This window comes from Acidobacteriota bacterium, from assembly GCA_028874215.1.
Taxonomy (GTDB): Bacteria; Acidobacteriota; UBA6911; order RPQK01; family JAJDTT01; genus JAJDTT01.
Genome location: JAPPLF010000058.1, coordinates 1 through 24,194, shown reverse-complemented (window position 1 = coordinate 24,194; position 24,194 = coordinate 1). Strand labels below are relative to the sequence as shown.

Annotated in this window: 21 protein-coding genes and 1 tRNA gene; 8 read left to right on the top strand and 14 right to left on the bottom strand. The window is 62.3% G+C overall.

The window, feature by feature from the left end:
• Positions 1-51: 51 nt before the first annotated feature.
• From OXT71_10835 to OXT71_10820, 4 genes are all read right to left on the bottom strand, one after another.
• Entirely contained in the window at positions 52-486 is a 435-nt protein-coding gene (locus OXT71_10835) for a YraN family protein (protein ID MDE2926880.1), read from the bottom strand.
• Between the two features lie 76 nt (positions 487-562).
• Complete coding sequence (msrB, locus tag OXT71_10830) at positions 563-967, bottom strand: peptide-methionine (R)-S-oxide reductase MsrB (GenBank protein ID MDE2926879.1); 405 nt, start codon at positions 965-967, stop codon at positions 563-565.
• A gap of 82 nt (positions 968-1,049) precedes the next feature.
• A complete protein-coding gene (locus OXT71_10825) occupies positions 1,050-1,757 on the bottom strand; it encodes a nucleotidyl transferase AbiEii/AbiGii toxin family protein (GenBank protein ID MDE2926878.1) in 708 nt (235 codons plus the stop codon).
• Entirely contained in the window at positions 1,754-2,554 is an 801-nt protein-coding gene (locus tag OXT71_10820) for a type IV toxin-antitoxin system AbiEi family antitoxin (GenBank protein MDE2926877.1), read from the bottom strand. Before OXT71_10820 ends, OXT71_10825 begins: the two co-directional genes overlap by 4 nt.
• Positions 2,555-2,721: 167 nt before the next feature.
• Here OXT71_10820 and OXT71_10815 point away from each other — a divergent pair.
• The 4 genes from OXT71_10815 (at position 2,722) to OXT71_10800 (ending at position 8,341) form a co-directional block, all read left to right on the top strand.
• Positions 2,722-2,796: transfer RNA gene (locus tag OXT71_10815), tRNA-Gly, on the top strand.
• Positions 2,797-2,822: 26 nt separating this feature from the next.
• Positions 2,823-5,999 carry a TonB-dependent receptor gene (locus OXT71_10810; GenBank protein MDE2926876.1) on the top strand — a complete coding sequence of 1,059 codons (3,177 nt, stop codon included), beginning with the start codon at positions 2,823-2,825 and terminating at the stop codon, positions 5,997-5,999.
• A 195-nt stretch (positions 6,000-6,194) separates the two neighbouring features.
• Positions 6,195-7,607 (top strand): Si-specific NAD(P)(+) transhydrogenase, encoded by a 1,413-nt coding sequence (gene sthA, locus OXT71_10805; GenBank protein MDE2926875.1) that lies wholly within the window; start codon positions 6,195-6,197, stop codon positions 7,605-7,607.
• Positions 7,604-8,341: a hypothetical protein gene (locus OXT71_10800; GenBank protein MDE2926874.1), complete on the top strand. Its 738-nt coding sequence runs from the start codon at positions 7,604-7,606 to the stop codon at positions 8,339-8,341. The genes sthA and OXT71_10800 overlap by 4 nt, the downstream gene beginning before the upstream one ends.
• Positions 8,342-8,364: 23 nt before the next feature.
• Here OXT71_10800 and OXT71_10795 read toward each other — a convergent pair whose 3' ends face one another.
• The 6 genes from OXT71_10795 to OXT71_10770 form a co-directional block, all read right to left on the bottom strand.
• Positions 8,365-8,925, bottom strand: a complete 561-nt coding sequence (locus OXT71_10795) for a hypothetical protein (GenBank protein MDE2926873.1) — start codon at positions 8,923-8,925, stop codon at positions 8,365-8,367.
• 15 nt (positions 8,926-8,940) lie between these two features.
• Positions 8,941-10,398: a DUF1501 domain-containing protein gene (locus OXT71_10790; GenBank protein ID MDE2926872.1), complete on the bottom strand. Its 1,458-nt coding sequence runs from the start codon at positions 10,396-10,398 to the stop codon at positions 8,941-8,943.
• A gap of 47 nt (positions 10,399-10,445) precedes the next feature.
• Entirely contained in the window at positions 10,446-13,055 is a 2,610-nt protein-coding gene (locus OXT71_10785; protein MDE2926871.1) for a PSD1 and planctomycete cytochrome C domain-containing protein, read from the bottom strand.
• A gap of 135 nt (positions 13,056-13,190) precedes the next feature.
• Complete coding sequence (locus OXT71_10780; protein MDE2926870.1) at positions 13,191-13,469, bottom strand: hypothetical protein; 279 nt, start codon at positions 13,467-13,469, stop codon at positions 13,191-13,193.
• A 173-nt stretch (positions 13,470-13,642) separates the two neighbouring features.
• Entirely contained in the window at positions 13,643-14,911 is a 1,269-nt protein-coding gene (locus OXT71_10775) for a hypothetical protein (protein ID MDE2926869.1), read from the bottom strand.
• On the bottom strand, positions 14,911-16,467 hold the full coding sequence (locus tag OXT71_10770; GenBank protein MDE2926868.1) for an AAA family ATPase: 1,557 nt from the start codon (positions 16,465-16,467) through the stop codon (positions 14,911-14,913). Before OXT71_10770 ends, OXT71_10775 begins: the two co-directional genes overlap by 1 nt.
• Before the next feature lie 804 nt (positions 16,468-17,271).
• On the opposite strand from OXT71_10770, the gene OXT71_10765 reads away from it, so the two are divergent.
• The gene (locus OXT71_10765) at positions 17,272-18,768 is read left to right on the top strand and encodes an AAA family ATPase (GenBank protein MDE2926867.1); all 1,497 of its coding nucleotides are present in this window, start codon (positions 17,272-17,274) and stop codon (positions 18,766-18,768) included.
• 588 nt (positions 18,769-19,356) lie between these two features.
• Here the strand turns inward: OXT71_10765 and OXT71_10760 are convergent.
• From OXT71_10760 to OXT71_10745, 4 genes are all read right to left on the bottom strand, one after another.
• Entirely contained in the window at positions 19,357-19,749 is a 393-nt protein-coding gene (locus tag OXT71_10760) for a type II toxin-antitoxin system VapC family toxin (protein MDE2926866.1), read from the bottom strand.
• Positions 19,746-20,021 (bottom strand): antitoxin, encoded by a 276-nt coding sequence (locus OXT71_10755; protein ID MDE2926865.1) that lies wholly within the window; start codon positions 20,019-20,021, stop codon positions 19,746-19,748. The genes OXT71_10760 and OXT71_10755 overlap by 4 nt, the downstream gene beginning before the upstream one ends.
• 116 nt (positions 20,022-20,137) lie before the next feature.
• The gene (locus tag OXT71_10750) at positions 20,138-20,542 is read right to left on the bottom strand and encodes a PIN domain-containing protein (GenBank protein ID MDE2926864.1); all 405 of its coding nucleotides are present in this window, start codon (positions 20,540-20,542) and stop codon (positions 20,138-20,140) included.
• Complete coding sequence (locus OXT71_10745) at positions 20,542-20,763, bottom strand: DUF6364 family protein (protein MDE2926863.1); 222 nt, start codon at positions 20,761-20,763, stop codon at positions 20,542-20,544. The genes OXT71_10750 and OXT71_10745 overlap by 1 nt, the downstream gene beginning before the upstream one ends.
• 315 nt (positions 20,764-21,078) lie before the next feature.
• On the opposite strand from OXT71_10745, the gene OXT71_10740 reads away from it, so the two are divergent.
• From OXT71_10740 to OXT71_10730, 3 genes are read left to right on the top strand one after another with little or no spacing between them, the layout of a single operon-like run.
• Positions 21,079-22,014 carry a glutamine phosphoribosylpyrophosphate amidotransferase gene (locus tag OXT71_10740; GenBank protein MDE2926862.1) on the top strand — a complete coding sequence of 312 codons (936 nt, stop codon included), beginning with the start codon at positions 21,079-21,081 and terminating at the stop codon, positions 22,012-22,014.
• Positions 22,014-22,706: a glutamate synthase gene (locus OXT71_10735; protein MDE2926861.1), complete on the top strand. Its 693-nt coding sequence runs from the start codon at positions 22,014-22,016 to the stop codon at positions 22,704-22,706. The genes OXT71_10740 and OXT71_10735 overlap by 1 nt, the downstream gene beginning before the upstream one ends.
• Positions 22,703-24,043, top strand: coding sequence for an FMN-binding glutamate synthase family protein (locus OXT71_10730; GenBank protein ID MDE2926860.1), 1,341 nt, complete (start codon positions 22,703-22,705; stop codon positions 24,041-24,043). Before OXT71_10735 ends, OXT71_10730 begins: the two co-directional genes overlap by 4 nt.
• The last annotated feature ends 151 nt before the right edge of the window (positions 24,044-24,194 follow it).

Below are 24,194 nucleotides of genomic sequence, written 5' to 3'. Positions count from 1 at the left end.
AAATCAATGATTTGAAGCGAAAATATCGGTCAGGCAGGCTGGAAGTTCAGTCTAAAACACGTAGTGCCGGAGCCGGAAGCGAACCCGGTCGCGGGTCTCGACGGCGATGACGTCCAATCGCACCGGCGCCTTTTCCAACTCGTGGCGCCAGATGAACTCGTCGGCGAGGCGCTCCAGCCGGCGCTGCTTCTCCGGGCCCACACGCTCCTCCGGCCGGAACGGAGAAGGGACGAGACTCGTCTTCACCTCGACGAAGACGAGCCACGAATCGTGCCAGGCGATCAGGTCCACCTCGCCCCGCCGGCCTCTCCAATTCCGGGCCACCACGTCCCATTTCATGGCCAGCAGGTGCCGCAACGCGACCCACTCGCCCCAGCGGCCCAAGTCGCCGCGAGAGGGATTGAAACGCCGATTCCAGAGCCAGGCGAGGATCGGGGGCACCCGTCCTTCACGCTCCCAGCCACCGCCCGGCGTCGTGCGAAGCATCCACCCAACAAAACGTCCGGGGCACGGAAAACGCGGGACGGCCCGGAACCGCGGGCAGAGGATCTGGCAGACTCGCTTATTTGCCTGGTTTTTCCTTGAAGTCCAGGGCCGCCGAATTGATGCAGAAGCGCAGGCCGGTGGGACGGGGCCCGTCGTCGAAGACGTGTCCCAGGTGAGATCCGCAACGACGGCACAGGACCTCGACTCTCCTCATCCCGTAGCTGTCGTCCGCTTCCATGGCGACTCGTTCTTTCTCGACCGGAGCCCAGAAGCTGGGCCACCCGGTCCCCGAGTCGAACTTGGTGTCCGAGCTGAAGAGCTCGCTGCCGCAGGCGACGCAAAGATAGGAGCCGTCCGCCTTGTTGGCATAGTACTTGCCGGAAAAGGGGGGCTCGGTCCCCTTCATCCTGCAGACGTAGAACTGCTCCTCCGTCAGGGTCTTTCTCCACTCCTCTTCGGTGGTGGCAGCAGACGTTTCCATGGGTTCGTGCTCGTTTCGGCCCGAGTCGCGGTCTCTCCGCCAGATCGCCATGAGTTCTCCTTTCCGGTCCTTTTTCTATCAGTCAACGAGTTGCGCCGAATTGAGGATCTCCGAGCTTTCCCGCGAGATTCCTCTCGAACATGGCGCGCGTCACCCGATGGCCATCGCGGTCCATATACTCCTGGAAGGCGGACACGATCCGTCCGGGATCGCTCCGATCATCGCCGAGCCCCGTCGCCACGTCGAACAGGTCCCTGCCCTTCTTGCGCTGATAGAGCGCTCTCAACTTCGTCGCAAGCAGCTCATCGAGTTCGAATGTCGTGACATCCGCAGATTCGGAATACCACCTCGATTCCACCGAAAACGGACGTCGGGTGAAGCCGAACGCCGCAAAGTGCTCTCGTGTATTGACCTCGACCTTGAGCCGCAGCCGTATCGGCGGAACACCCTCAGACATGAAACGGTAGCGGAAGGTCAACCGGCCTTTCGACTGTTTCCATCGCGCATCTCCAAGCCATGGATTGAGAAAGCTTCGCAGGGCGTCCATCAGGGGTCCGGCAGGTCCGGCTGCAACCTGGACAAGATCGATGTCCTCCGAGTACCGAGCCGGCGGAGTCAGGTAGAGCTTGTAGAGCGCCGTGCCGCCCCGGAAGGCCAGCGCTCCGGCGAGAACAGGATCGGAGAATATCCCGGCCAAGGCACGGCTGATGACGAGGTCCTGCTCGACCTGGAAATCCTCGATCCACGGCGCCCGCGCACGCCATTCTGTGATGTAGTCCCGAGGGATCATGCTTCCGACTCGATGGTCACGTTGACGTACAACCGCCAATCCTTCGACCGAGGCGCATTCTCCGCACTTGCGGCCGGCAGGAGTTTCGTGAAATTTCGCGTCCGTTCTTGCACATGCTCCTTGAGAAGGGCGGCCTTGTCTCCGCACCCGACATGTGCGAGCAGGTAGCCCAAACGCTGCGCCCACGGGATCGGCGCATACTTCGACGCGTCAACGAGACGCTGCGGGTCCATCCCCTCGCCGAGTTCGGAAAGAAGACCTGCTACACGGTCCACTCCGCCCGCGTGACGCACGTATCCGACGAGATCCACGGCCGTTGCCTCCACCGTTGAGACCCGAACGGTTCCGCGCGGATTGTTGAATTTCTGGACCGGCACGTCTCCCACGTTCCGGCGCGCGACGAATGATACCTTCACGGATCCGCACAAGATGGATGGCCTGTTCCTGCCAAGGATGACCTGGAACGCTTGCGGCCGATGATGCGCGGCGCCGTGGTATTGTGCGGCCGACAGAAGCGCTGCGTAGTACGGGACGTTCCGGTACTCCATGAGGGCTGGGATGAACTGGTCCGCCGGCAGGCAACCGAGCCTTCTGTATTCGGGCGGCACGATGACATAGAACCCGCGCGAGGGGCTGGCGATCTCGCCCTTGGCCGCCAGACGGCTCAGTGCCTGCCTCGCCGCGGCGGCGGAAACGCCGAGCGCCGAACGAAGCTCGGCCGACGTGAAGTGATGCCGCCCGCGAGCGGATAGATCCATGATGACATGGCGAGCGCGTGGCTTGGCAGAATCATTCATTACTCCAGCAAAGTAGCATTTATCGTCACATTATGACAGTGATGTTGTCACAACGAGGTAGGTTCGCCCTATTCGATGCGCCTGTAGTCATTACCCGGCATCGGCAGACGCGGGGCCCCGCTCTTGACAACATCAGGCCGAATTCCTAAGATTCGTGGACGCTTGGTGCGGGAATAACTCAGTGGTAGAGTGCAACCTTGCCAAGGTTGAAGTCGCGGGTTCGAATCCCGTTTCCCGCTCCATTTTTCCCCAATAGATCCAAACCTATTTGAAGAGCCGCTGCGTTCCGATATTCCTCGGCGGATGCCTCGTCCTGCTCCTGGCAGGCCGGTGGGCCCAGGGACAGGCGGAGAGCGCCACTCTGCTGGGAACGGTCCGGTCGGAGGACGGCGCCCCTGCCGGAAACGTGGAGATTTCGATTCGGCGTCCGGCTACCAATGAGTCCTACTCCTTGTTGACCGGCCCCCGCGGCAACTACCGCCGGGACAGCCTCGCCGCGGGGGACTACGAGATCCAGGTGGCCTCCCGCGGTTACGTCGGACAGCTTCGGACCGGAGTCCAACTCCTGGTGGGCCAAGCCCTCCGGGAGAACTTCGTCCTGATTCCGGGCGACGAGAACGAAGTTCGGGTTCAGGAGAGCGGGTGGGTCCCCAGCAGCTCGGACCGGGACGACCGGGGCCTGGTCATCGACCGGGAGAAACTGGAGACACTCCCGGTGGCCTCCCGCGACATCGGCCAATTGGTGGACATGGCTCCGGGCGCAGCCCGCACCAGCAGCGGCCGGCGCCGAGGCGTGAAGGTCATGGGGATGAGGCGCAGGGACAACCTGCTCTACATCGACGGGACCCTCTTTACCCATGGCGACGGCGGAACCTCACTCCAGGCCAGCACCGACGCGCTCCAGGAGTTCGACATCAAGAGCGGGCTCTACTCGGCCGAGTACGGGATTCGACCCGGGGCGCAGATCGTGGCGGTGACCAAGAGCGGGACCAACGCCTACCACGGCAGCCTCTATTGGTTTCACCGAAACGACAACCTGGATGCCCGAAACTTCTTCGAGCAGGAAAAGAAGGAGTTCAAGCGGAATCAGATGGGCGCCACGCTGGGCGGCCCCATCCTGCTTCCCGGGCTGTTCAAGGGCACGGACCGCGCCTGGTTCTTCGTCTCCCACCAGCACCGGTCGATTCGCGAGACCAAGCCCCTTACCGGCGTCGTCCCCACGTCGGACGAGAGGAAGGGGATCTTTTCGACTCCGATTACGGACCCCTCGACGGGTGCGCCCTTTCCCAACAGCCGCATCCCCGGGGACCGGTTCGACCCGGCGGCGCTGAAGCTGCTTCCCATCTGGCCGGGGCCCAACAACGTGGGTCCCCTGAACTTCACCAGCCCCGACTCGGTTTCGCCCATCGACAACCCCCAAATCATCGCCCGCGTCGACCTGAAGACCTCGGACGTCAGCCGTTGGAGCGGCCGCTTCGTCTGGGACTCGCGGCCCAGTTTTATGGCTCGGCACGTCAGCATCTTCTCCTCCCGCAGTCCCCTGGCCACCTACGGACAGTCCATCTCCTACCGGCGGAACCTGGGGTCCAGGGACGTGAACGTGGCGAGCATTCACCTGTTCCGGCGTCCTTACGAGGCGTCCCCCACCCATCCCCTCCCCGGCCTCGCCGGGAGCCTGGACTTTGGCCCTTTGTTCCAGGCCGAGGTGGACCGTCACGGAATTCCCAGGACCCAGCTCACGGGATTCGTCGGCATCGGAGACCTGACCCTCGCCGGCAAGACGGCCCTGGGCAACTGGCAGGTCAAGGATGACCTGGTGCTCCCGCGTGGCGACCACACCTTGAAGCTGGGTCTCGAGTACCGCCAACATTTCAACCAGTACGGCCAGCACCGGCGGACCGAGTTCGATTTCTACAACCGGTACACGGGGAACGCCTGGGGCGACTTCCTGCTGGGACATCTGGCCCAGAGCCAACTTGGCGGGGAGTTCAATCGGGGGCGTTTCCACCAGAACAGCATCTATGCCTACATTTCCGACGAGTGGAGGGTCACACCGGGATTGGACCTGAACCTGGGCCTCCGGTACGAACTCCGGCTGCCCTGGGTCGACCTGCGGGGCTTCATGTCCAACTTCGACCCCGGCACGGGACGGCTCCACCCGCTGCTGCAGGACCTGGATCTGGCGCCCGGGGAGACGGGCCGTTTCCAACCACGGACGCCCCTCATCCAGTGGGGCCGCCTGGCGGGAATCCAGCCCCGCCTGGGATTGGCGATACGTCTCGGCAGCCGCACGGTTCTTCACACCGGAGCCGGCCTCTATTCCAACGAACCCGACGTGGGAATGATCTCCAGACTTGGAAGGAACCCCAGGCCCGGCGCCGAGAGACTGATTTTCAAGTCCGATCTGGCGACGCCGACCCTGTCGCTCTCCGATCCCTTTCCACGAGGAGGCAGGGACGCGGCCGTGCCGGATCGCTACGGCGTCGAGACTCCCCTGCCCCTGGCGACGACTCAGGCGTGGGGACTGAGCCTGCAGCACCGCCTCTCTCGGGAACTCCTCGTCAACGCCGGATACCACGGTTCCCACACCGTCCACCGGCTGGAGACGATCTCCCTCAACGACGCCGAGCCGGGACCGGGCGACCGGCAACATCGCCGCCCCTATCCTCACTTGCAGACCGTGCAGATGCCCCAGGCCGACGGCGGTGCGTGGTATCACGGATTGCAGGTGCAGTTGGAGAAGGCTCCAGGCAACCACGGCCTCTCCCTGCTGGCCTCGTTCAGTTGGTCGCGGCTGATCGAGATCGGCGCCAGCGACATGGGCTCGCATTTTTTCCCCCTCTTTCGGTCCCGGAACGTGCCCCTGGAGGCCACCCGGGGGCTGGCCGACTTCCACGTCCCCCGCAGGCTCCTGCTGAGCCTGGGCTACGACCTCCCCTTCGGGTCCGGTGGCGTGGGACCCGGCGCCCGGTGGATCGCCGGCCTGGTCCGCAACTGGTCGCTCCGGTTGATTTCCAGCGCTCAGGACGGTCCCTGGATCACGATCCATCTTCCGGGAGATCCGTTGGACGTGGGTTCGGTGGCCTCCCAATGGCCCGACCGGGTCCGCGACGCCAACTTTCCCCAGAGTCAGCGGGTCCCGACCCGGTGGTTTGACACCGAAGCCTTCCGTTTGCCCCCGGCCTTCCAATATGGAAACGCGGGAAGGTCCACCGTGGAGGGTCCGGGGCTCATCAATCTGGACGTCTCGCTGAGGCGCACGTTCAGGTTCGAAGACGAGCGCCGTTTCGAGTTGCGGCTCGAAGCCTTCAACGCCGCCAACCGGGCCAATTTCTCCGTCAGGCGCGGCGACCCGGTAACTGAATTTGGCACCGCCGGCTTCGGAAGCATCGGCCGCGCACTTCCGGGCCGCCAGATTCAACTGGGATTCAAGGCCTATTTTTGATCGCTGAAAGCAATCGCAGTACGTTATTGGCTGGTGCGGATGGAAGTCGTGCTTTTCAAGTGCTTTGGGAGGCATTCCGCCGAACCGGCAAAGGCGAACCGGGCCTGTCGAAACCGGCGCCAGATGAGGGTTTTCCTACGGCCGGACTGACCGGCCATTGAGTCTCACCCCGTCCACGGGCACAATGGAGCCACATTGATCGATCTGGACCTGTTCGTCATCGGCACCGGACCCGCAGGTCAAAGGGCCGCCGTCCAGGCGGCCAAGTTGGGCAAGAGAGTCGGGATCTGCGACCGGCGCGAGGTGGTGGGCGGGGTCTGCGTGAACACGGGAACCATCCCCTCCAAGACCTTCCGCGAGGCCCTCCTCTATCTGACCGGTTACCGGCAGCGGGCCATCTACGGAGATTCGTACCGGCTCAAGGAAGACCTGGACATGCAGGATCTCCTCTTCCGTTGCCAGCACGTCGTCCAACAGCAGATTCACGTGATCCGGCAACAGATGCGCCGCAACGGGGTGATGCTCCTGTCGGGCACGGCGTCATTCAAGAGCCCGTACGAGGTGGAAGTCCGCGGGCAACGGGAGGTGACGCGGGTCCGTTCGAAGTATTTTGTCATCGCCACCGGCACCGAGCCGGCCGCTCCTCCTGACGTTGCGGTGGACGGAGCGACCGTGATCACTGCCGACGAGATCCTGAGCCTGAAGTCGCTGCCCCGGACCATGACGGTGGTGGGGGCGGGTGTGATCGGTCTGGAGTATGCTTCCATGTTCGGTGCGCTCGACACCGAGGTCACCATCATCGACAAGCAACGGCGGCCTCTCGAGTTCGTCGACTCGGAAATCATCGATTCCCTGCTGTATCAGATGCGCAACCGGAACTGCATCTTCCGGCTGGGCGAGGAATTGGAGTCGATCCACCTGGTGAACGGTGGCGCCGAGGCCCGGCTCAAATCCGGAAAGCGGGTCCAGTCCGAGGTCCTGTTCTATTCCATCGGACGGGTCGGCGCCACGGCATCCCTGAATCTGAAGGCCGCCGGCCTGGAGAGCGACGGCCGGGGACGCATTCCGGTCGGGGTCACGTTCCAGACCCGGCAGCGCCACATCTACGCCGCGGGCGACGTCATCGGCTTTCCGGCCCTCGCCTCCACGTCCATGGAGCAGGGACGCATGGCCGCCTGCCACGCGTTCGACGTGCCCTGCGAATCGATCCCGGAACTGTTTCCCTTCGGCATCTATTCCATTCCCGAGATGTCCATGGTCGGAAACACCGAGCAGGATCTGACCCGGAACAAGGTTCCCTACGAAGTGGGCACCGCCCGCTACCGGGAGATCGCGCGAGGCGTCATCCTGGGAGACGATTCGGGCCTGCTCAAGATTCTCTTTCACCGGGACACGCGGAAAATCCTGGGGGTCCACATCATCGGAACCGCCGCCGCGGAACTGATCCATATCGGCCAAGCCGTGTTCGCCCTGGGAGGGACCATCGACTATTTCGTCGAAACGGTGTTCAACTATCCGACTTTTGCAGAGTGCTACAAGGTGGCGGGACTGGACGGCTTCAACAAGGTCGGTCCTCCGAAGACGGGCCCGTTTGGCCAGGCGCCGTGATTCGTATTTTCCTGCTCCCGTTCCTCTTGCTGTTCCTTGCCGCCGCATGGTCGTGCGGAGAATTGCACCTGCAGGGACGCTCCGACGAGGAACTGGTCGCGCTGCTTTCCCATGAACTGTGGCGGACCCGCGAGGAGGCCCGGCAGCAGCTCGTCGCCCGCGGACCGGACGGGGTGGTTCGGCTTCTACTGGAGGAATGGGAAAACACGGGGGATCCCCTGGTTCGGGACCGGATCGCCTTCATCCTACATCCATGGGGCGCCTTCGCCATCGGCGACCGCGCGGTCCCGGTGTTGGCGGCACTCGTCGCCTTCAACCGCCACTTGACGGAAGCGCTCCCGAAGATCCGCTCCGCACCGGAGTCGGACCTTCAGAAGATCTCCGAGGGAATCGTCCGCCGCTTCGGAACCCTGATGGAAGTCCTGAGATTGGAGGTCGACGGGGAGCTCGTGCGATATCGGGACAATCTTGTCTCGTCGGTCATTCACCTCCGGCTGGTCCTGAAGCGGGGAGACCGGGCACGGGCCATCGGCGCCGTCGCCGAGATGAGCCGTAAGATCACCCATCGCATCGAGGCCCACGGCGACCTGGACCAGGACGGCCTGCCCACCGCCTGGGAGCTGGCGCACGATCTGGACCCACTGCTGGACGATTCGCAATTCGACCCCGACGGCGACGGCCGATCCAACCTGGAGGAGTACCGGCAGAATCGGGATCCCGGGGTTGCGGACTGAGTTGGCAAACGCGGCGTCGATACCTACGGCCGATCGTCAGTATCGGCTCTTTCCAAATACAGAGTAAATCCCGAACGGGTCTTTTCTCCGTCGTCTCCGATCTGCTGGAACACGAAGCGAACCTCTTTTTCACCCGGACGGACCGACCTGTAGGCCCGTAACGTCGCCCTCCAATTCCGCTTCTCGTACTCGTACTGGGCCTGACCCGTCTCGCTGTAGTGGCGTTCCTCGTCGGTCCCGATGGGATCCGCCGTGGAGCGTAGAAAAAGAGTTCCCAGCACCGGGACGACCCAGTTCCCGGTGGTCTCCTCATCATAGGGACGCCCGGAGACGACCGCGACCGGTTGTTCCGTCTTGAGAAACACCAGAGAGGATTTTCCGTTCTCCAACCGCAGTTGCAGATCGTAATTCCCCATTTCGAGCACTGTCCCTTTCGCGGTGTAGAGATTTCCTGGGAGGTGAAGCTGAGTGACGTAGGAAGCCGCTTCCTGGCCGGGCAGGATCGAGGGGAACAGTGACGCCACCAGCAGCAGTACCGGAATTCCTGTCCGCATCGCGATGGAGCCGTTTCTCTCCTTCGGCACGCCGCACCTTGGCCGTCAGGCCCGGGTGAGCCGCTCGGACAGGTCGTTGTACCCGCCGACGTCGGTCAGCCGCATGTCGCGGCCCTGGGTGAGGTAGGTCAGCCTGGTATGGTCCAGTCCCAGCAGCGACAGCATGGTGGCGTGCAGGTCGTGCACATGGACCCGGTCCTCGATGGCCCGGCAGCCGAGCTCGTCGGTGGCGCCGATGACCTTTCCGCCCCGGATGCCCCCTCCCGCCATCCAGCAACTGAAGCCGTGGGGATTGTGGTCCCGGCCGCCGTCGCCCTGGACCACCGGGGTCCGACCGAACTCCCCGATCCAGACCACCAGGGTGCTCTCCAGCAGTCCCCGCAGTTTGAGGTCCGTCAACAGTCCCGCGATGGGCTGGTCGATGGCGACGGCGTTGTCCACGTGGTTCTGGTCGCACTGGGCGTGCCCGTCCCAGTTCCCCTTGTAGAGTTGAACGAATCGAACTCCCCGCTCCACCATGCGCCGCGCCAGCAGGCAGACCCGGCCGAACCTGGCGGTCCGTTCCTGGTCCAGGCCGTACATTCTCCGGACCGATTCGGGCTCGCCGGCAAGGTCGGTCAGTTCCGGCGCCGCCGCCTGCATGCGGAAGGCGAGCTCATAGTTGGCGATGCGGGCGGCCAGACGGCTGTCGTCCCGCCGCGTTTCGAAGTGCCGTCGGTTCCACGACTGGAGCTGCTCCAGCATTCGGGTCTGGGCGCCGTGGCTGACGTCAGGCGGCGGATCCAGATTCTCGAATGCCGTGCCCTCGTGCCGGGCGCGAGTGGCCTGGTACACGGCGGGGAGGAACCCCGAGCCGTGCAGGGACTCGTCGCTTGCCGTCACGTTCCCCTCGGACATGGCGACGAAACCGGGGAAGTTCTCGCTCTCGCTTCCCAGGCCGTAGACGATCCAGGAACCGAGGGTCGGATGGCCCAGGCGCACCGAACCGCTGAAGAGCAGATTGATGGCGGGACCGTGGATGAGGGAGTCGTGATAGCAGGAGCGGATGACCGCCAGGTCATCCGCGCACCTGCCCAGGTTCTCGAAAAGATCGGAGATCTCGATGCCCGACTCCCCGCATCTGGTGAACTTGCGGGGGGAGGCCATCAGCTTCGCTTCATGGGCCTTGACGAACTGCAGACTCAAGTCCTCGGGACGGAAGCTGGGCGGCAGGAGCTGGCCGTCGAGACCGGCCAGCGCCGGCTTGGGATCGAACGTGTCGATGTGGGAGGGTCCCCCCTTCATGAACATGAAGATGACGTTCCTGGCCTGGCCCGGGAAGTGGGGCGTTGTGGGTGCCAGCGGGTTGTCGACGCCTCCGGCCTGCCGGGCGGCGGCGAACGCGGCCTCCTCCTCGCCCAAACAGCCCAGGGCCACGGCTCCAAAACCGAAACCGGACCGGGCCAGGAACTCCCGCCGGGAATGGACCTGTTCGTTCAGGTTGCAGGATTGGAAATCCAACATGACGATACGTCAATAAAACGAGAATGCATCACTATTGTCGCGGTCAATTAATCAATATATACGAACTCGTTCAAATTGAATATGGTCAGACACAGTTGCGTCAAGGCCGCCGCCCGGGCACTGCCGATGGACGAGAGTTCGTCCGGGACCTCCATTTCATTCTTCGCCGCGGAATCCTCCCGGGACAGCGCATCCAGCAGGTCCAGGGCTTCACGCTTTTCCTTCGCCGAGGGGGGACGGCTCAGCGTGATCCGCCAGGCGTTCTCCACCCAGGCGGACGGATCGTCTCCGTGGCCGGCCACCAGGCGCCCGGCCAGTTTTCGCGCCTGCTGCAGACCGGTCCTGTGGTTGAGAAACCAGAGGGCCTGGGGCGCCACCGTAGTCACCTGGCGGCGCGGACAACTGAGAGAGGAGTCGGGCCGGTCGAAGGTTCGGAACATGGGAAACGTGAAGCTTCTGCGCGACAGGATGTAGATCCCCCGGCGCGTGTGCTGGGCCGGGTCGGCAGAAACCGGCCAGAGGAAAGGCGCCGGCAACACGTCCAGCTCTTCAGCGGTCAAGGGAGGCACCGCGGGACGTCCCCCCATTTTCAGGTTCAGCGTCCCCGCCACCGAATGCAGGGTGTCCCACATGGATTCCGCCTCCAGCCGGCGGCGGTTCATGCGCCAGAGAGTGCGGTTGCCGGGGTCCAGTTCGCCGTTTCGAGGGTTGGAGTAGCGGCTGGCCATCCGGTAGGTGCCGGAAGACATGATTAACCGGTGCATGGACTTGATGTCCCAGCCCCGGGCTACGAACTCCAGGGCCAGCCAGTCCAGCAGTTCCGGATGCGTGGGAGGGTCACCCTGGGCGCCGTAGTCGTTGGATGTGCGGACGATTCCCTGCCCGAAGTGCCATTGCCAGAGCCGGTTGACCATCACCCGGGCCGTGAGAGGATGATCGGGACGGCTCAGCCAGAGGGCCAGTTGCCGTCGCGTCCGCGAAGTGGCGTTACCGGCGGCTGCCGGATCCCATCCGTCCCATTCCCCCAGGTATTCGAAAACCGTCGGGACGCCGGGAGTCACCCGCTCCAGACGGCGGTCCATCTCGCCCCGATCCAGGACGTGAATTTCCGGGATCAGCTCCGGTTCCCGGTGGCCGAGCACGGAAGCCTTGGGCACGTCGTAGAAACCGTCGAAGTTCACCAAATGGGACGCGTCCACTTCCGGGAGGAGCACCACCAGCTTCCCAATTTCCTCCAGAAGCCGCCGCTTCTCCTCCTTCTCCTCGGGGGCCATCCGATCTTCCCAATCTCGGTCCAAGGTTTTCAGCGCCTCGGCCAACGGCGCGGCGAGCTTCGCCTGCCGGGGTGTCTTCTTCTCTTCCGGGACCTCGTGGGCCAACACCACCTCCGGCGGGAACCCCGATTTGGCGGCCGCGATCATCCGTTTTTTGACGCCGTCCAGGTAGAGCTTGTAGGTCCTCCGGGCTTCGTCCACGGCGATCATCCGGGGATAAGTCTCGTTCCGGTGGAACCTGGACATCCGGGTCACCACCGGAATCTCCACCGCATCGCTGGGGGCAAAAATGGCCTGCAGGCGAAAGTAGTCCCGCTGCGAGACGGGATCGAACTTGTGGTCGTGGCACCGGGCGCAGGCCAACGTCAGTCCCATGAAGACCGCGCCCGTGGTGTCGACCCAGTCGGTCATCCTCTCGTAGGCGAGCTTTGGGGCGTCGAGCAGGGACTCGACGATCTCCGGGCCGAAGGTGTAGAGGCCGGTGCCGATCCGGGCTTCCAGGTGCTCCAGCTTCTCGGGGGTGATGCCGTAGTAGTGGCCGTGAAGTTCCAGATCGTCGGGCCACAACTCGTCCCCGGCGATCTGCTCCTGCAGGAACCGGTCGTAGGGCTTGTTCTCGTTCAACGACTTGATGACGTAGTCGCGGTATCGCCAGGAGTTGGGGAAATACTCGTCGGTCTCGTAGCCCCCGCTGTCGGCGTAGCGCACCAGGTCCAGCCAGTGCCGGCCCCAGCGCTCGCCGTAGCGAGGCGACGCCAGCAGGTCGCGGACGAGCTTGTCGTAGGCGTTGGGAGAGGAGTCCTTTAGGAAGCGGTCCACCTGCTCGGGAGTGGGCGGCAGGCCGGTGAGGTCGAAAGAGGCTCTGCGGATGAGGGTCCGCTTGTCCGCCTCCGGAGCCGGTTCCAGCCCGTGACTCTCCAGCTTTTCCAGGATGAAGGCGTCGATGGGGTTTCTCACCCGGTCCTGGTTTCTGACCGTGGGAACGGCCGGTCGGCGTGGTCGCCGGAGCGACCACCAGGTTGGCTCGGCGGGGGCGGCGGTTGCGGCCGTGGAGTCCCAGGGAGCGCCTCGGTCGATCCAGTCCCGCAAGACATCCAGGTCATGAGCGGAAAGCGGTGGTTTCCCCGGGGGCATCTTCAACTTCCCGGCGTGAGAGGCCGCCAGGAAGAGAAGGCTCTCTTCCGCATTTCCAGGGACCAGTGCCGGACCCTTACCGCCGCCCGCCAGCATCGTGTCGCGATGCCGCAAGTCCAAGCCGGACATCTGCTGCTCCCCGTGGCAGGAAACACAGTTGCTCTGCAGGATTCTCCTGGCCGTTTCCTGGATTTGGGATGCCGATTGGACGAAGCTGAAAGACAGCGCCAAGCAAAGGATGGCAATCATGCGTTTTCCTAAGCCAGCGTACCTTCCACACCGACAACCGGCGACGATCACGACGAGGTCCCGACCACCACGGACGGCCCCTCACCGAGTGCCTCTCGGACGCGGTGGCGTTGATACCGTCCGCGTGGAAACGCGTCAGAGATACTTCCTGCCCGGCGCGTCCACCTTCTTGAACTCCTGAAGGGCGGAATCCAACTCATCCGCTTCGGCCTGAGTCCAGGTCTCGATGAGGTGGTCCAGAGACGATCCCACCGTGCCTGCGCGTTCCGAAGCGTCCTTCCGGCCGGGTTTCTTGCCGCGCAGCCGCAGTGCAGTCTGATACAGAGACGTGTCCTCCCGTTTCGCCAGACGTTGAATCCTGTCCACCATGTCGTCGCGGAAACCACTGACCATGAGTTGATTGTAACGGGTCAAGCATCAAGTTCGAATCCCGTAGGGGCACACCTTGTGTGTGGGGGCCCACTTCGGTCCGAACCAGCCGGACCAGGCCGACCGCCGGGACGTGGCTCGGGGATCACGGCGGGCGGGCCGGCCGGGCACCTGAAAGCGTCGTTGTCGACGAAAATCATCGGCGGCACGGCGACCGACTACGAGCATTTCAAAAGACGCAACGCCTCCGAGACGCCGTGGTTGGGACGGGCGATGTCGAACGGCAGGCAGACCAACTTGAGACCGTCGAAAAACCGGTAAGTCAGTTCTTGCGGGAAGCGCCGTGACCGAGGATAGACCAGGGCCACCGTCTTGCAGCGATGGCGTTTTCCGTAGAAGTACATCTGGTATAGGTCCCGTTGATCCAGGTCGTGTCTTGCGTCGCCGTCCCGCGCCCCGGCGCGTTTCCATTTGGCGTCGAGGATGAACCTGACGCGGCCGTTCCGTTCACGGAGCGAAATATCCGGCTTTGTCTGGAACACGGACTTGCCGCCGATACAAGCCATGGGTCTTTGTGGACCCTGGGAAGTCACCGTAAATCTGTCCTGATGGCGCCGAAAACTGTGGGTGACGAAGTCCTCGTAGACCTCCTCCATGGGAAACAGCAGCGACTGATTCACGTGGCTGCCGGACCAGGTTGTCAGGCCCTGGTTGAACAGAAACAGGCCGACCCACCGCATGACCGGCTTGTAGTGCTGCATGGAGCGGTCCACGCTGTGTTTGCGCCAATCGGCGCGTAGGTCTCTCGCTGGCGGCACCTCGATGAAGGACGTTTCCAGGTTCCGGATTAGTTGCCGGTTCCCCTCGTTTCGCACGACAGGCTTGAGCGTGGAGAGCGTGCTCTGAATGAGCCGATTGGCGGGGCGATTGACGCTGAGTTCGTCGTGCCGCACGAAAAATCGCGATTGGTCGATCAGATTCTCCCTGATTTGATCCCGGAACAGGAGACGGCCCCGCAGGTAGGGCAGATTCTCCTCCACTCGCCGATACCTCCGGCCGAGGCCGCCGCGGACCAACAACCCCAGGTTCTCGAGAAAGAGGCGCACGAACACATCCAGCATGGGGAACCGCCTCAGGGCGCGGATGGCGCTGTAGCGGAACTGTGCCGCCGCCCGCAACCGCCGAGACGAACGCAGCATGTTCAGGAAGATGCGCCGGGTCTCCTCGTGGTCAGGGTCCGCCTTGCCGGCGAAATCGATCTTGGGAAGGATCTCCACGATGTTTCGGCGCTTCGTGGTGATGATGCCGACGTAGTTGCCGGCCCGCAGACCACCGCTTCTGTCGAACTGAAGAACGGGACGGTAATTGCCTTGCTGGTCGTACTGATTCGACCGGGCGAAGCCCTTGAGATCTTCTATGTCGCGTTCGCTGAGTCGGCCATTGGTGCGAATCGGTTCATGTTCCTTGATCGAGTAGACGCCGGGCATCAGGACAACTCGATACCACTGCCGTCAGAATAGATTTTCTTGTATTCGTCGGGGTCGGTCCATTTCCGGTCGTCGTTCGGTAGTCGCTCGTAAATCGATCGATCCTCATCCACGAATTCCGTACTCCTGAGCCGTCGCGCATAGCCCAACTTCTGCTCGGAGACAAAACCCGCTCCACCGAGAACTTCGCGGATCTTTGACCAGTCGTCGTAGAAGTACTCCTGCAAGAGCGGGAAAATCTTGTTTTGGAACTTGTCGGACAGGGATTTCAGGTCGGTCACGCCGAAAAGGTAGGTGTGGCCGATCTGATGTTCGCGATCCAGCAGCAACGAGATACGTTCATTCATTGCCTTGAGGAGCTTACGGAGTTCCACCCCGCCAACATTGGCAGAAATGCGCTTGTGGTCCAGTTTGGGCATCATTTCGACGAAGTCAAACCGGCGCCTCAAAGCCGTGTCGAGCAGCAGGATGGAACGGTCCGCCGTATTCATGGTGCCGATAATGTAGAGCTTGCTCGGCACGCCGAAGTCCTCGTTGGAATACGGCAAGATCACGCTCATTCCATCGGCCTTGCCCAATCGCTTGGAGTCTTCGACCAGCGTGATGAGTTCACCGAATATTTTGGGTATGTTCCCCCGGTTGATCTCGTCGATGATCAGGACGTAGCGTTTTTCCGGGTCCTCGTCCTTCCGAGCAGCATTCGCAATTCGCTTGAAAATGCCGTCCCGAAGTTCGTAACCGACTTTTTCACCGTCCAATCTCGGTCGGATGCCTTCGACAAAGTCCTCGTAGGAAAAGCTTTGATGAAACGTCACCATTGCAATCTGACCGGTACGCGTCTTGGGGTCGAACCGAAGCGCATGAAACTGACCCCGATCTTCGTCGTCGATTTCGTCTAACCCGGCGCCCGTCACGACCGCCATCGCATGTTTAACTGCGTTCCAAGTTTTTCCGGTCCCCGGCGGTCCGTAGAGAATCTGGTTTAAAGGATGCATCTCCCGCCGTTTCACCGGCATTCCGGACTCGACGTCTGACATGTACTTGTTTAGCGACTCGCGGAAATCCTCGGAACTATCTTCGTTCAGTCCGTACCAGATATTGCTCTGCCCGATGCCGCCGAAGGGTCTTCGAGGCTTATCTCTGGCTCCGGGGATACGGAAACGCCTCTCGGCCTCGGCGACCAAGACTGCATTGGTCGCCGTGAAGTAGGCATCCCGATCCAACCTATCTTCAGGTCTCTTGATTGGAAGGCGATAGACGGTCGCATCAGTGTACCACCCCGTCACCAACTGCTTACCGGTTTTAGGGTTCGTCGCGCAAAAGACAACCAAGACTCCATTAGTCTTCTGGTCCGCCTTTCTGCTACCGAGCCTCTCAAGAGAGAGCTTCTGTCCGTCGTTCATCACATATCCATAGTAGGTACCGTCGACCGGCAGGAAATTGAGCGACTCATGAGGCATGTTTCCTTCGTCAACATAACTCCCGCCGCCCCTCGCCGGCTCATCGTCCGCTTTGTAACTCGGCATCCATGCAACACGACAGACCAGTATTGCCATTGTGGTTCCTATTCCTCGCGGTTTGGGGACTGGAAATCTGAACCGACACCCTTGCGGAGCAGCGTCAACACAGTCTGATTCAAAGAGGTTCCCACAAATCTTGTCAGGCCTTTTTTCCTGTTCGTCAAGTCGTTTCCGAGTCCCCTGACCGTAAATTGATTCGTACGGCGTCTCTTTCTACGGCCCATAATTTGAACCAGTTTGGGCCAGAATATCCCTCACGATCAATGGGTCAAGGCGCGGTCGGTCCTGGAATTTCCCCAATGATTTCGGAAAGCCAGAGGAACAGGCGGACGGCGTTGGACGGGGGGAGGGTGGATCAAAGATGGCCAATTCCGGTGGGACGGCAAGACCGGAAGCGGGCTGATCTCATCCGTTTCTCTATGCCAACGTGACATCCTCTCCTCCAGCGGCCGTACTTGCACCCAGGACCGGGCTACCAGCGCCACCGCCGCATCGGCCGCCTCCGCTCTCGCGATTGGCAGATACGCGTGAATCAACTCCCGTGGGATCTCCGCCGTCGTGCACGGAGGCACCCGATTCCCGATGCACATGCTGCGGGCGGGTGATGAGCCACTTTCTCACCTGGCCTGTCGAACTGACCGCTCCTGGGTGGGCGGCGAGATGTCCGTTTCTTCTGAAGTCAGCCCGTCCAGCCGGGGTAGCTTTCGATGTAAACTAAAGGCTTGCGGGTTCTCGACCAGCGCGAGATACGATCCGACCAAACGGCTGTCCGGTTCAACTTGAAGCGGCTGTTGGAACGAGCGGAACTGCCAAAATGAGAAAGAATTGGAGAGCGGGCAGATGACCGAGCCCCATGAACAAGCCAATCTTGAACTCAAGGTGACGGACTTCGGGCCCATTGCTAAGGCCGAGGTTGATCTGCGCCCGCTGACCGTTTTCGTCGGACCCAGCAACACCGGCAAGTCCTACTTGGCGATTCTGATCTATGCGCTGCACCGGTATTTCAGCGAAGTCACGCGGCCCAGTCGTCGTTACTACCGCCCGTACGGGACGCCACGAGCCGACAGCCGGAACGTCCGGGCCCGGAAAGCCGTGGATGCTCTGGTCAAGGCCGTGGAACAGAGCACCCGAGACGCCAAGTTGTCTGACTTGCTGCCTGCCGAGGTCGTGGACTTCATTCGTTCCAGATTCGACGCGCTCAAACGGGGCCATGAAATCGGCAATGAAATCGCTCGCTGCTTCGGCATCGGCGAACTCACGGCGCTGGTCCGTAAAGGATGCAGTCAGGGGGTTATCGTCATGCGGCGACATTTCTCGAACCACTCGAAGCCCGCTGTACACAAGTTGGTGCTCAAGTCACAGGGAGCCGAGTTCACGACGAAAATGCCCGAAGGAACGGCGATACGGATCGATGCAGAGGATGAGTTCAAGGTCGAACATGTGTCTGACTCGGTGCACGAACATGGAGATTCTTTCGCCTGGCAACTGATGGAAATCGTGCGGGATTCCGACCTGCGTCAGGCCACGGGCCCGCTCCATCTCCCTGCATTCTATCTTCCCGCAGACCGGACCGGCGTCATGCACGCGCACGGCTCGATCGTCAGCGCCGTGATCGGAAACGCGCCGATGACCGGGCTCCGTCCCCCTACCCGCACACCCATGCTTTCGGGCGTGGTGGCGGATTTCCTTCGGCAACTGATCGAGTTCGACAACCCGCAGCATCAACGGAGCAAGCCTCGCCGCGAACTCGAGAAGGACATCGAAGAGAACATTCTCGGCGGATCGGTAAACGTGGACCGCTCGGAACTGATCGGCTACCCACGCTTCACCTATCGTCCAGAGGGATGGAAGGACACTCTGCCGTTGATTAATGCATCTTCAATGGTGTCAGAAATCGCCCCGATTGTTTTGTATCTGCGACATGTGGTCGTCCCCGGCAGCGTGCTCATCATCGAGGAACCGGAATCGCACCTGCATCCGGCCATGCAGGTGGAATTCACCCGGCAACTGGCGGCGATCGTCCGTTCTGGCGTCCGGTTGATCGTCACTACGCACAGCGAGTGGGTGCTTGAGGAACTCGCCAACACCGTGCAACGCTCTGCACTCTCCGCTACTCGTCGCAAGGAGATCGCCGGCACCAACGTTGCCCTGTCTCCGGACGACGTGGGTGCATGGCTGTTCAAGCAGAAATCTTACCCGGAAGGATCCATAGTGGAGGAAGTGAAGCTGGATGAAGAGATCGGGCTCTATCCGACCGACTACGATGCCGTCAGCGAGGCCCTGTATAACGAAAATGCGAAAATCTACAATCACGTCCAAGATCGTGGCGTCGAATGAATGGACTGGGTTGTAGCGGTTGCCAACCAAGTACCGGACGCGTGCTGTACGACTCGTTGCGATAGAGGCGGATGCCGAGTTGATCTGAGAAAAGGTCTGCCGCCGTCTCGCGTCATCGTCGATCTGGACTGCGACGGTTTGCAAATCCCGAATGGATGGAAACGGTGCGACTACTTGTTCTTCGGCTCAGGAAGTGATGTGAACTCCGTGGCGCCGATCGAACTCAAGAGTGGTGGACTGAGGGCCAGCACGGTACTGGAACAGCTTGAGGGAGGCGCGAGAATGGCTGATGCGTGGCTTCCACAAGAAGTTTCGTTCCGATTGGTTCCGATTTTGGCGCATGGGAAAGGGATCCGTCGGAAAGCGCTCAAAGACCTCCGTGCCAAGAAGATACGGCTGCGTGGCCAGGCAAAAAGAGCCGTGCTTATCAGATGCGGAGATTCATTGATGGAAGCGCTTTTACGATGAAGGCGACGACCCGACGGACGCCCACGGAGCCGTCGGACCCGTCTGTCTGTTGGATGGTCCACCAATGGAACCGGCACGGACAACCGTTACGTTTTCCCGGGCATTGCGTGGCGTTGACCCTTATCTCTCCGGCGCCCCGGTGACGGCCCGGAGTGCTCGATCGAAGGTCATGACCTTGCTCACACCGCGCCTGCGGCAACTGGCGAGATGGCAGAGGTCGCGGGCACCCAGCGCGGGAAATTGCTCATGCAGTTGCCGGGCCAACGTGACATCTCCGTCCTCGAGCGGCCACACCTGCACCCGGGATCGTACCAACAGTGCAATCGCCGCATCGAGCGCATCCAATCTGGCAACGGGAAGATACGCATGGACCAACTCCTGCAAGACCTCCGCCGACGTACACAGGGGTGTCCGATTCCCGTTGCACATGAGGAAGAAATCCCGTGCCGCCGTCCGAAGTGGATGCGGGCGCCCGACCGCGTACATGAAGATATTGGTGTCGACGAAGATCATGTCCCGCTCGTACCGCCTCTCCGGGATTCATTGATGACCTCAAGGTGCTCCTCCCAGTCCGGCTCCACCTTGGGTCCCTCCAATGCGTCGCATTCACGGAAGAATCGTTGCAGGTCCTCTGCCGACTCGAAGGGGACGGTACGCTGCTTGTCCGCGAGCCGTTGGCGCGCAGCGGCTCTCAACCAGGCGCTCAACGACATGCCCTCCATTCGCGCCTGGTGGACGAAACGGTCGCGGTCCTCATCGGGGATCAGCAGCTGAACTCTGGCCATAGTGCGAACCCGTAAGCGATATAGGGATGTGTATGCACCATACACATTTTGTTATTGGGCGGCAAGTGCCCGGCCGAGTGCTCCAGCGTCGGTGTTGATCCACTGCCCGGAGTTCGTCAGAACAACTTGCCGAGCGCGTCTTCGGCGCTGATCGCCGGGATCGGCGAGCGACGGAAGTGCTTCATGTTCCTCGTCACGATGTACCGGGCCCCGCAGGCATCCGCAGCGGCGACTAGCATGGCATCCTCGAAATCGGTCATGGGAAGCGCGGCCGCATAACGAATGGCTTCAGTTCCTGTCTCCGCGACCTCCACGAAGCGGGTCAGATCCAGGATGAAATCGCGCGCCGTTTTCTCACCCTGCAAGGGAGCCACCATGTAATAGAAGCTTGAGACCGAATGCCACGCGACAAACGCTTTCCGATAGCCACGCTCAAGCCGGTCGAGAATCTCCGAGGCCAAGTCCGAGTGTGGGCGTCTGTCGAGCGCGACGTCAATGAGGACATCGGTATCAAGAAGCATCAGAGATACTTTCCGGCCAGCCTGTCGTAACGTGGGTTACCACGGTTGGCCGCCTGAAACCGCCCGCGCCAGCGCGAGGAGAAGGAGGGTGTTCCGTCCCCTGCCAAATCTCGAAGCGATTGTTCGATGATCGACGACAGCGACACCCGGCGGGATCGCGCATAACTCTTGGCTCTGGGGATCAACTCGGCATCGACTGTGATCGTCAGCTTTTTCTTCATTTCTGATCGCCGTCCTTCTTGGAAATATACGTATAGTCTCCACTATTATACGTATTCACATCTTGCGTTCAAAGTCTGACGAATCCGCGCCTCCCCATTCATTCACAGCCAAATGCGGGGTCCCCGGAGGCTGGGAATCGACCGGTTATTCCCTATAACGAAGATTTCGTAGAAAGGACGATCTTGCGGTTCTGAAGGCTCTGGCGAAGCGACTCCGATCGGGAATTTTCTCCGAGACGGTCGGGGCGGACGGATTGCCGGATCGCCGGAATCCGGTCAAGACTTCCGCCCCCATTTGGTTTAGACTACGCGCCAATGTGCGGGATCGTGGGGTACCTGAACCGTAGCGGCAGCGGGGCTGGCGCTCCCATCGGGTCGATCCTCCTGGGGATGCTCAAGAGTCTGGACTGCCGGGGCCCCGACTCGGCCGGTGTCGCCATCTTCGGTCCGACCCGGACGCCGAACCTCAAGCTTCGGATCAAGTTGAACGGTGATGCGAACCTGGCCGATTCGGCGGATCGGGTCCGCGGCATCGTCTCGGAGCGGGTTCCGGTTCTCGAATCCGCCACCGTCCAGGAATACCTCCAACTGTTGGTGGGACCGGTGCAGGATGCCGAGTCCCTGTTGCCTCCGCTGGAGAAGGACCTGGACGACTTCGAGTTGGTCAGTGGGGGCCGCCAACTCGAGATCGTCAAGCAGGTCGGGTCGCCCACCCATCTGGACACCGGCTACGGAATCTCCATGCTGACCGGAACCCACGGCATCGGCCACACACGCCTTTCCACCGAGAGCCGCGTCGACCTGAGCCACTCCCAGCCCTTCGGGGTCCACGGGGTCGCCGACCTGGCCACGGTCCACAACGGCCATATCACCAATTACCACAAGCTGCGGGGACGCTATGAACAGATGGGCGTCCGCTTCTTCACCGAGAACGACTCGGAGGTCATCGGCGTCTACCTGGCCCACCAGATGTCGCTGGGCCGGACCTTCCGGGAGGCGCTGGAGTCCTCGCTGGACGACTTCGACGGTTCCTTCTCCTACCTGGCCGCCTCCGGCAACGAGTTGGCCTACGCCAAGGACCGTTTCGGATTCAAGCCCCTGCTGGTGGCCGAGTCGGAGGACTGGGTCGCCATCGCCACCGAGGAGATCGCCCTGCGTTCCACGCTGGCCGGGGACTTCGATGCCCTGGAACCGGGGGTGAGGCGGGTCCGCATCTGGTCTCTGCCGGAGCCCGCCGCGGAGAAAGTGTGATGGGGTCCGAGGTGCAAGCCGGCAACCGGAGCTCCCGGGAGATCAACCAACTGATCAAGGACCTGATCCGCTCGGGAGAAAACCAAATCCGGGTGCGCCGGACCCGGGCCCAGCACAATCTGGCCGTGGGGATTCTTTCTCCCGTCTCCATCTCCTTCGAAGGCAGCGTGGGCTACTACTGCGGCGGCCTCATGGACGGACCCGAAGTGGAGATCCTGGGCAGCGCGGGATGGGGTCTCGGAGAGTCCATGGCTTCGGGCACCATCCGGGTCGCGGGAAATGCCGGCAACGGGTGCGGCGCCTCCATACGCGGGGGGACTCTCGTGGTCCGCGGAAGCACGGCGGCCCGGGCGGGAATCAGCATGAAGGGGGGGCTCCTCATCATCGGTGGCAGTTGCGGCTACATGACCGGATTCATGAGCCAGAAGGGGACGGTCATCGTCTGCGGGAACGCCGGTCCCGGCCTGGGCGATTCCATGTACGAGGGCCGGATCTTCGTCGGGGGCGAGATCCAGGAGTTGGGCAACGACGCCGTGGTCGAAGAGCCGGACCCGGAGGACTGGGACTTTTTGAACCGTAATCTGGAGCCCCGTGGCTTCCCGGTCCCCTCCACCTTCAAGAAAGTCGTCGCCGGCCGGCGCCTCTGGAACTTCAACCGCAAGGAGCGGGATCTCTGGAAGGAGGTCTTGTGACGGAACCGAGAGCGACCCGGCAGAGCGGAATCTACAGCCCCGACGTGATCGAGGACATCCAGACCAAGGCGGAGCTGGGCCGTTACCGCATCCGCGGCTTCGGGACACTGAGGACCCGTCCCCTGCCCTCCCTGGACGACCTGGTGTTCATCCCCTGCACCCTGACCCGGATCCCGCTGGAGGGGTACCGGGAGAAGTGCAGCACGCGCACCGTCCTGGGCACGCGCCACGCCAAGAAGCCCATCGTCCTGGACACCCCCGTCATGGTGACGGGGATGAGCTACGGCGCCCTCTCCTACAACGCCAAGGTGGCTCTGGCCCAGGGAGCCTCCCGGGTCGGCTCCTCCACCACCACCGGCGACGGAGGCATGCTTCCGGCGGAACGGGAGCACTCCGATGTCCTGATCTACGAGGTCCTCCCCAGCCGCTACGGCATCGACGTCCACCACATGAAGATGGCCGACGGCATCGAGCTGACCATCGGCCAGGGCGCCAAGCCGGGCACCGGTGGAATGCTGCTTGGCTCCAAGGTCTCCAGCGAGATCGCCGGCATGCGGGACCTTCCCGACGGAGTGGATCAACGCAGTCCCTGCCGTCACCCCGACTTCCTGGGTCCCGACGACATGATCATCAAGATCGAGGAGCTGCGGGAGGCCACCGACTGGCAGGTGCCCATCTTCGTCAAGATGGGGGCCACCCGGGTCTACGACGACGTCAAGCTGGCGGCCAAAGCGGGGGCGGACGTGGTGGTGGTCGACGGCATGGAGGGAGGCACCGGCGCCTCGCCCGACATGCTCATGGACCACACCGGCATCCCCACCCTGGCCGCCGTCTGCGAGGCCCGCGCCGCCCTGGAGGACCTGGGCCTCTTCGGCGAGGTGCAATTGATCATGGCGGGGGGCATCCGCAGCGGCACCGACGTGGCCAAGGCCCTGGCGCTGGGCGCCGACGCCATCTACATGGGGACGGCCTTCCTCATCGCCCTCAACTGCAACAAGCCGGTTTACGTGGAGGACTATCACAAGCTGGGGACCGAGCCCTACGCGTGCCACCATTGCCACACCGGACTCTGCCCCGTGGGGATCACCACCCAGGACCCGGACCTCATGGCCCGTCTCCCCATCGACGAAGCCACCGATCGCGTGGCCAACTTCTTCCAGGCCATGAATTCGGAGATCCAGATGCTGGCCCGGGCCTGCGGCAAGTCCGACATCCACGATCTGGACCCGGAGGACCTTCGGGCCCTGACCCTCGAGTCCTCCATGATCGCCGGAGTGCCCCTGGTGGGAACCCGCCGGGTCTTCGGAGGGGGAGCCGGGTGGAAGGAGTCCCATTGAGCAGCCCCTGCCGCGCACGATTCGGCCGGACAGTCTCTGGGGCAAATGCCCTTTTGAGAAAAAGGAGGGGCGACTTCCAATCGCCCAGTCGTCGGTGCCCAGTTCGTCACACCGGAGTTCGGCGGTTAGGAAACCGCCGCTCCTATGGGAG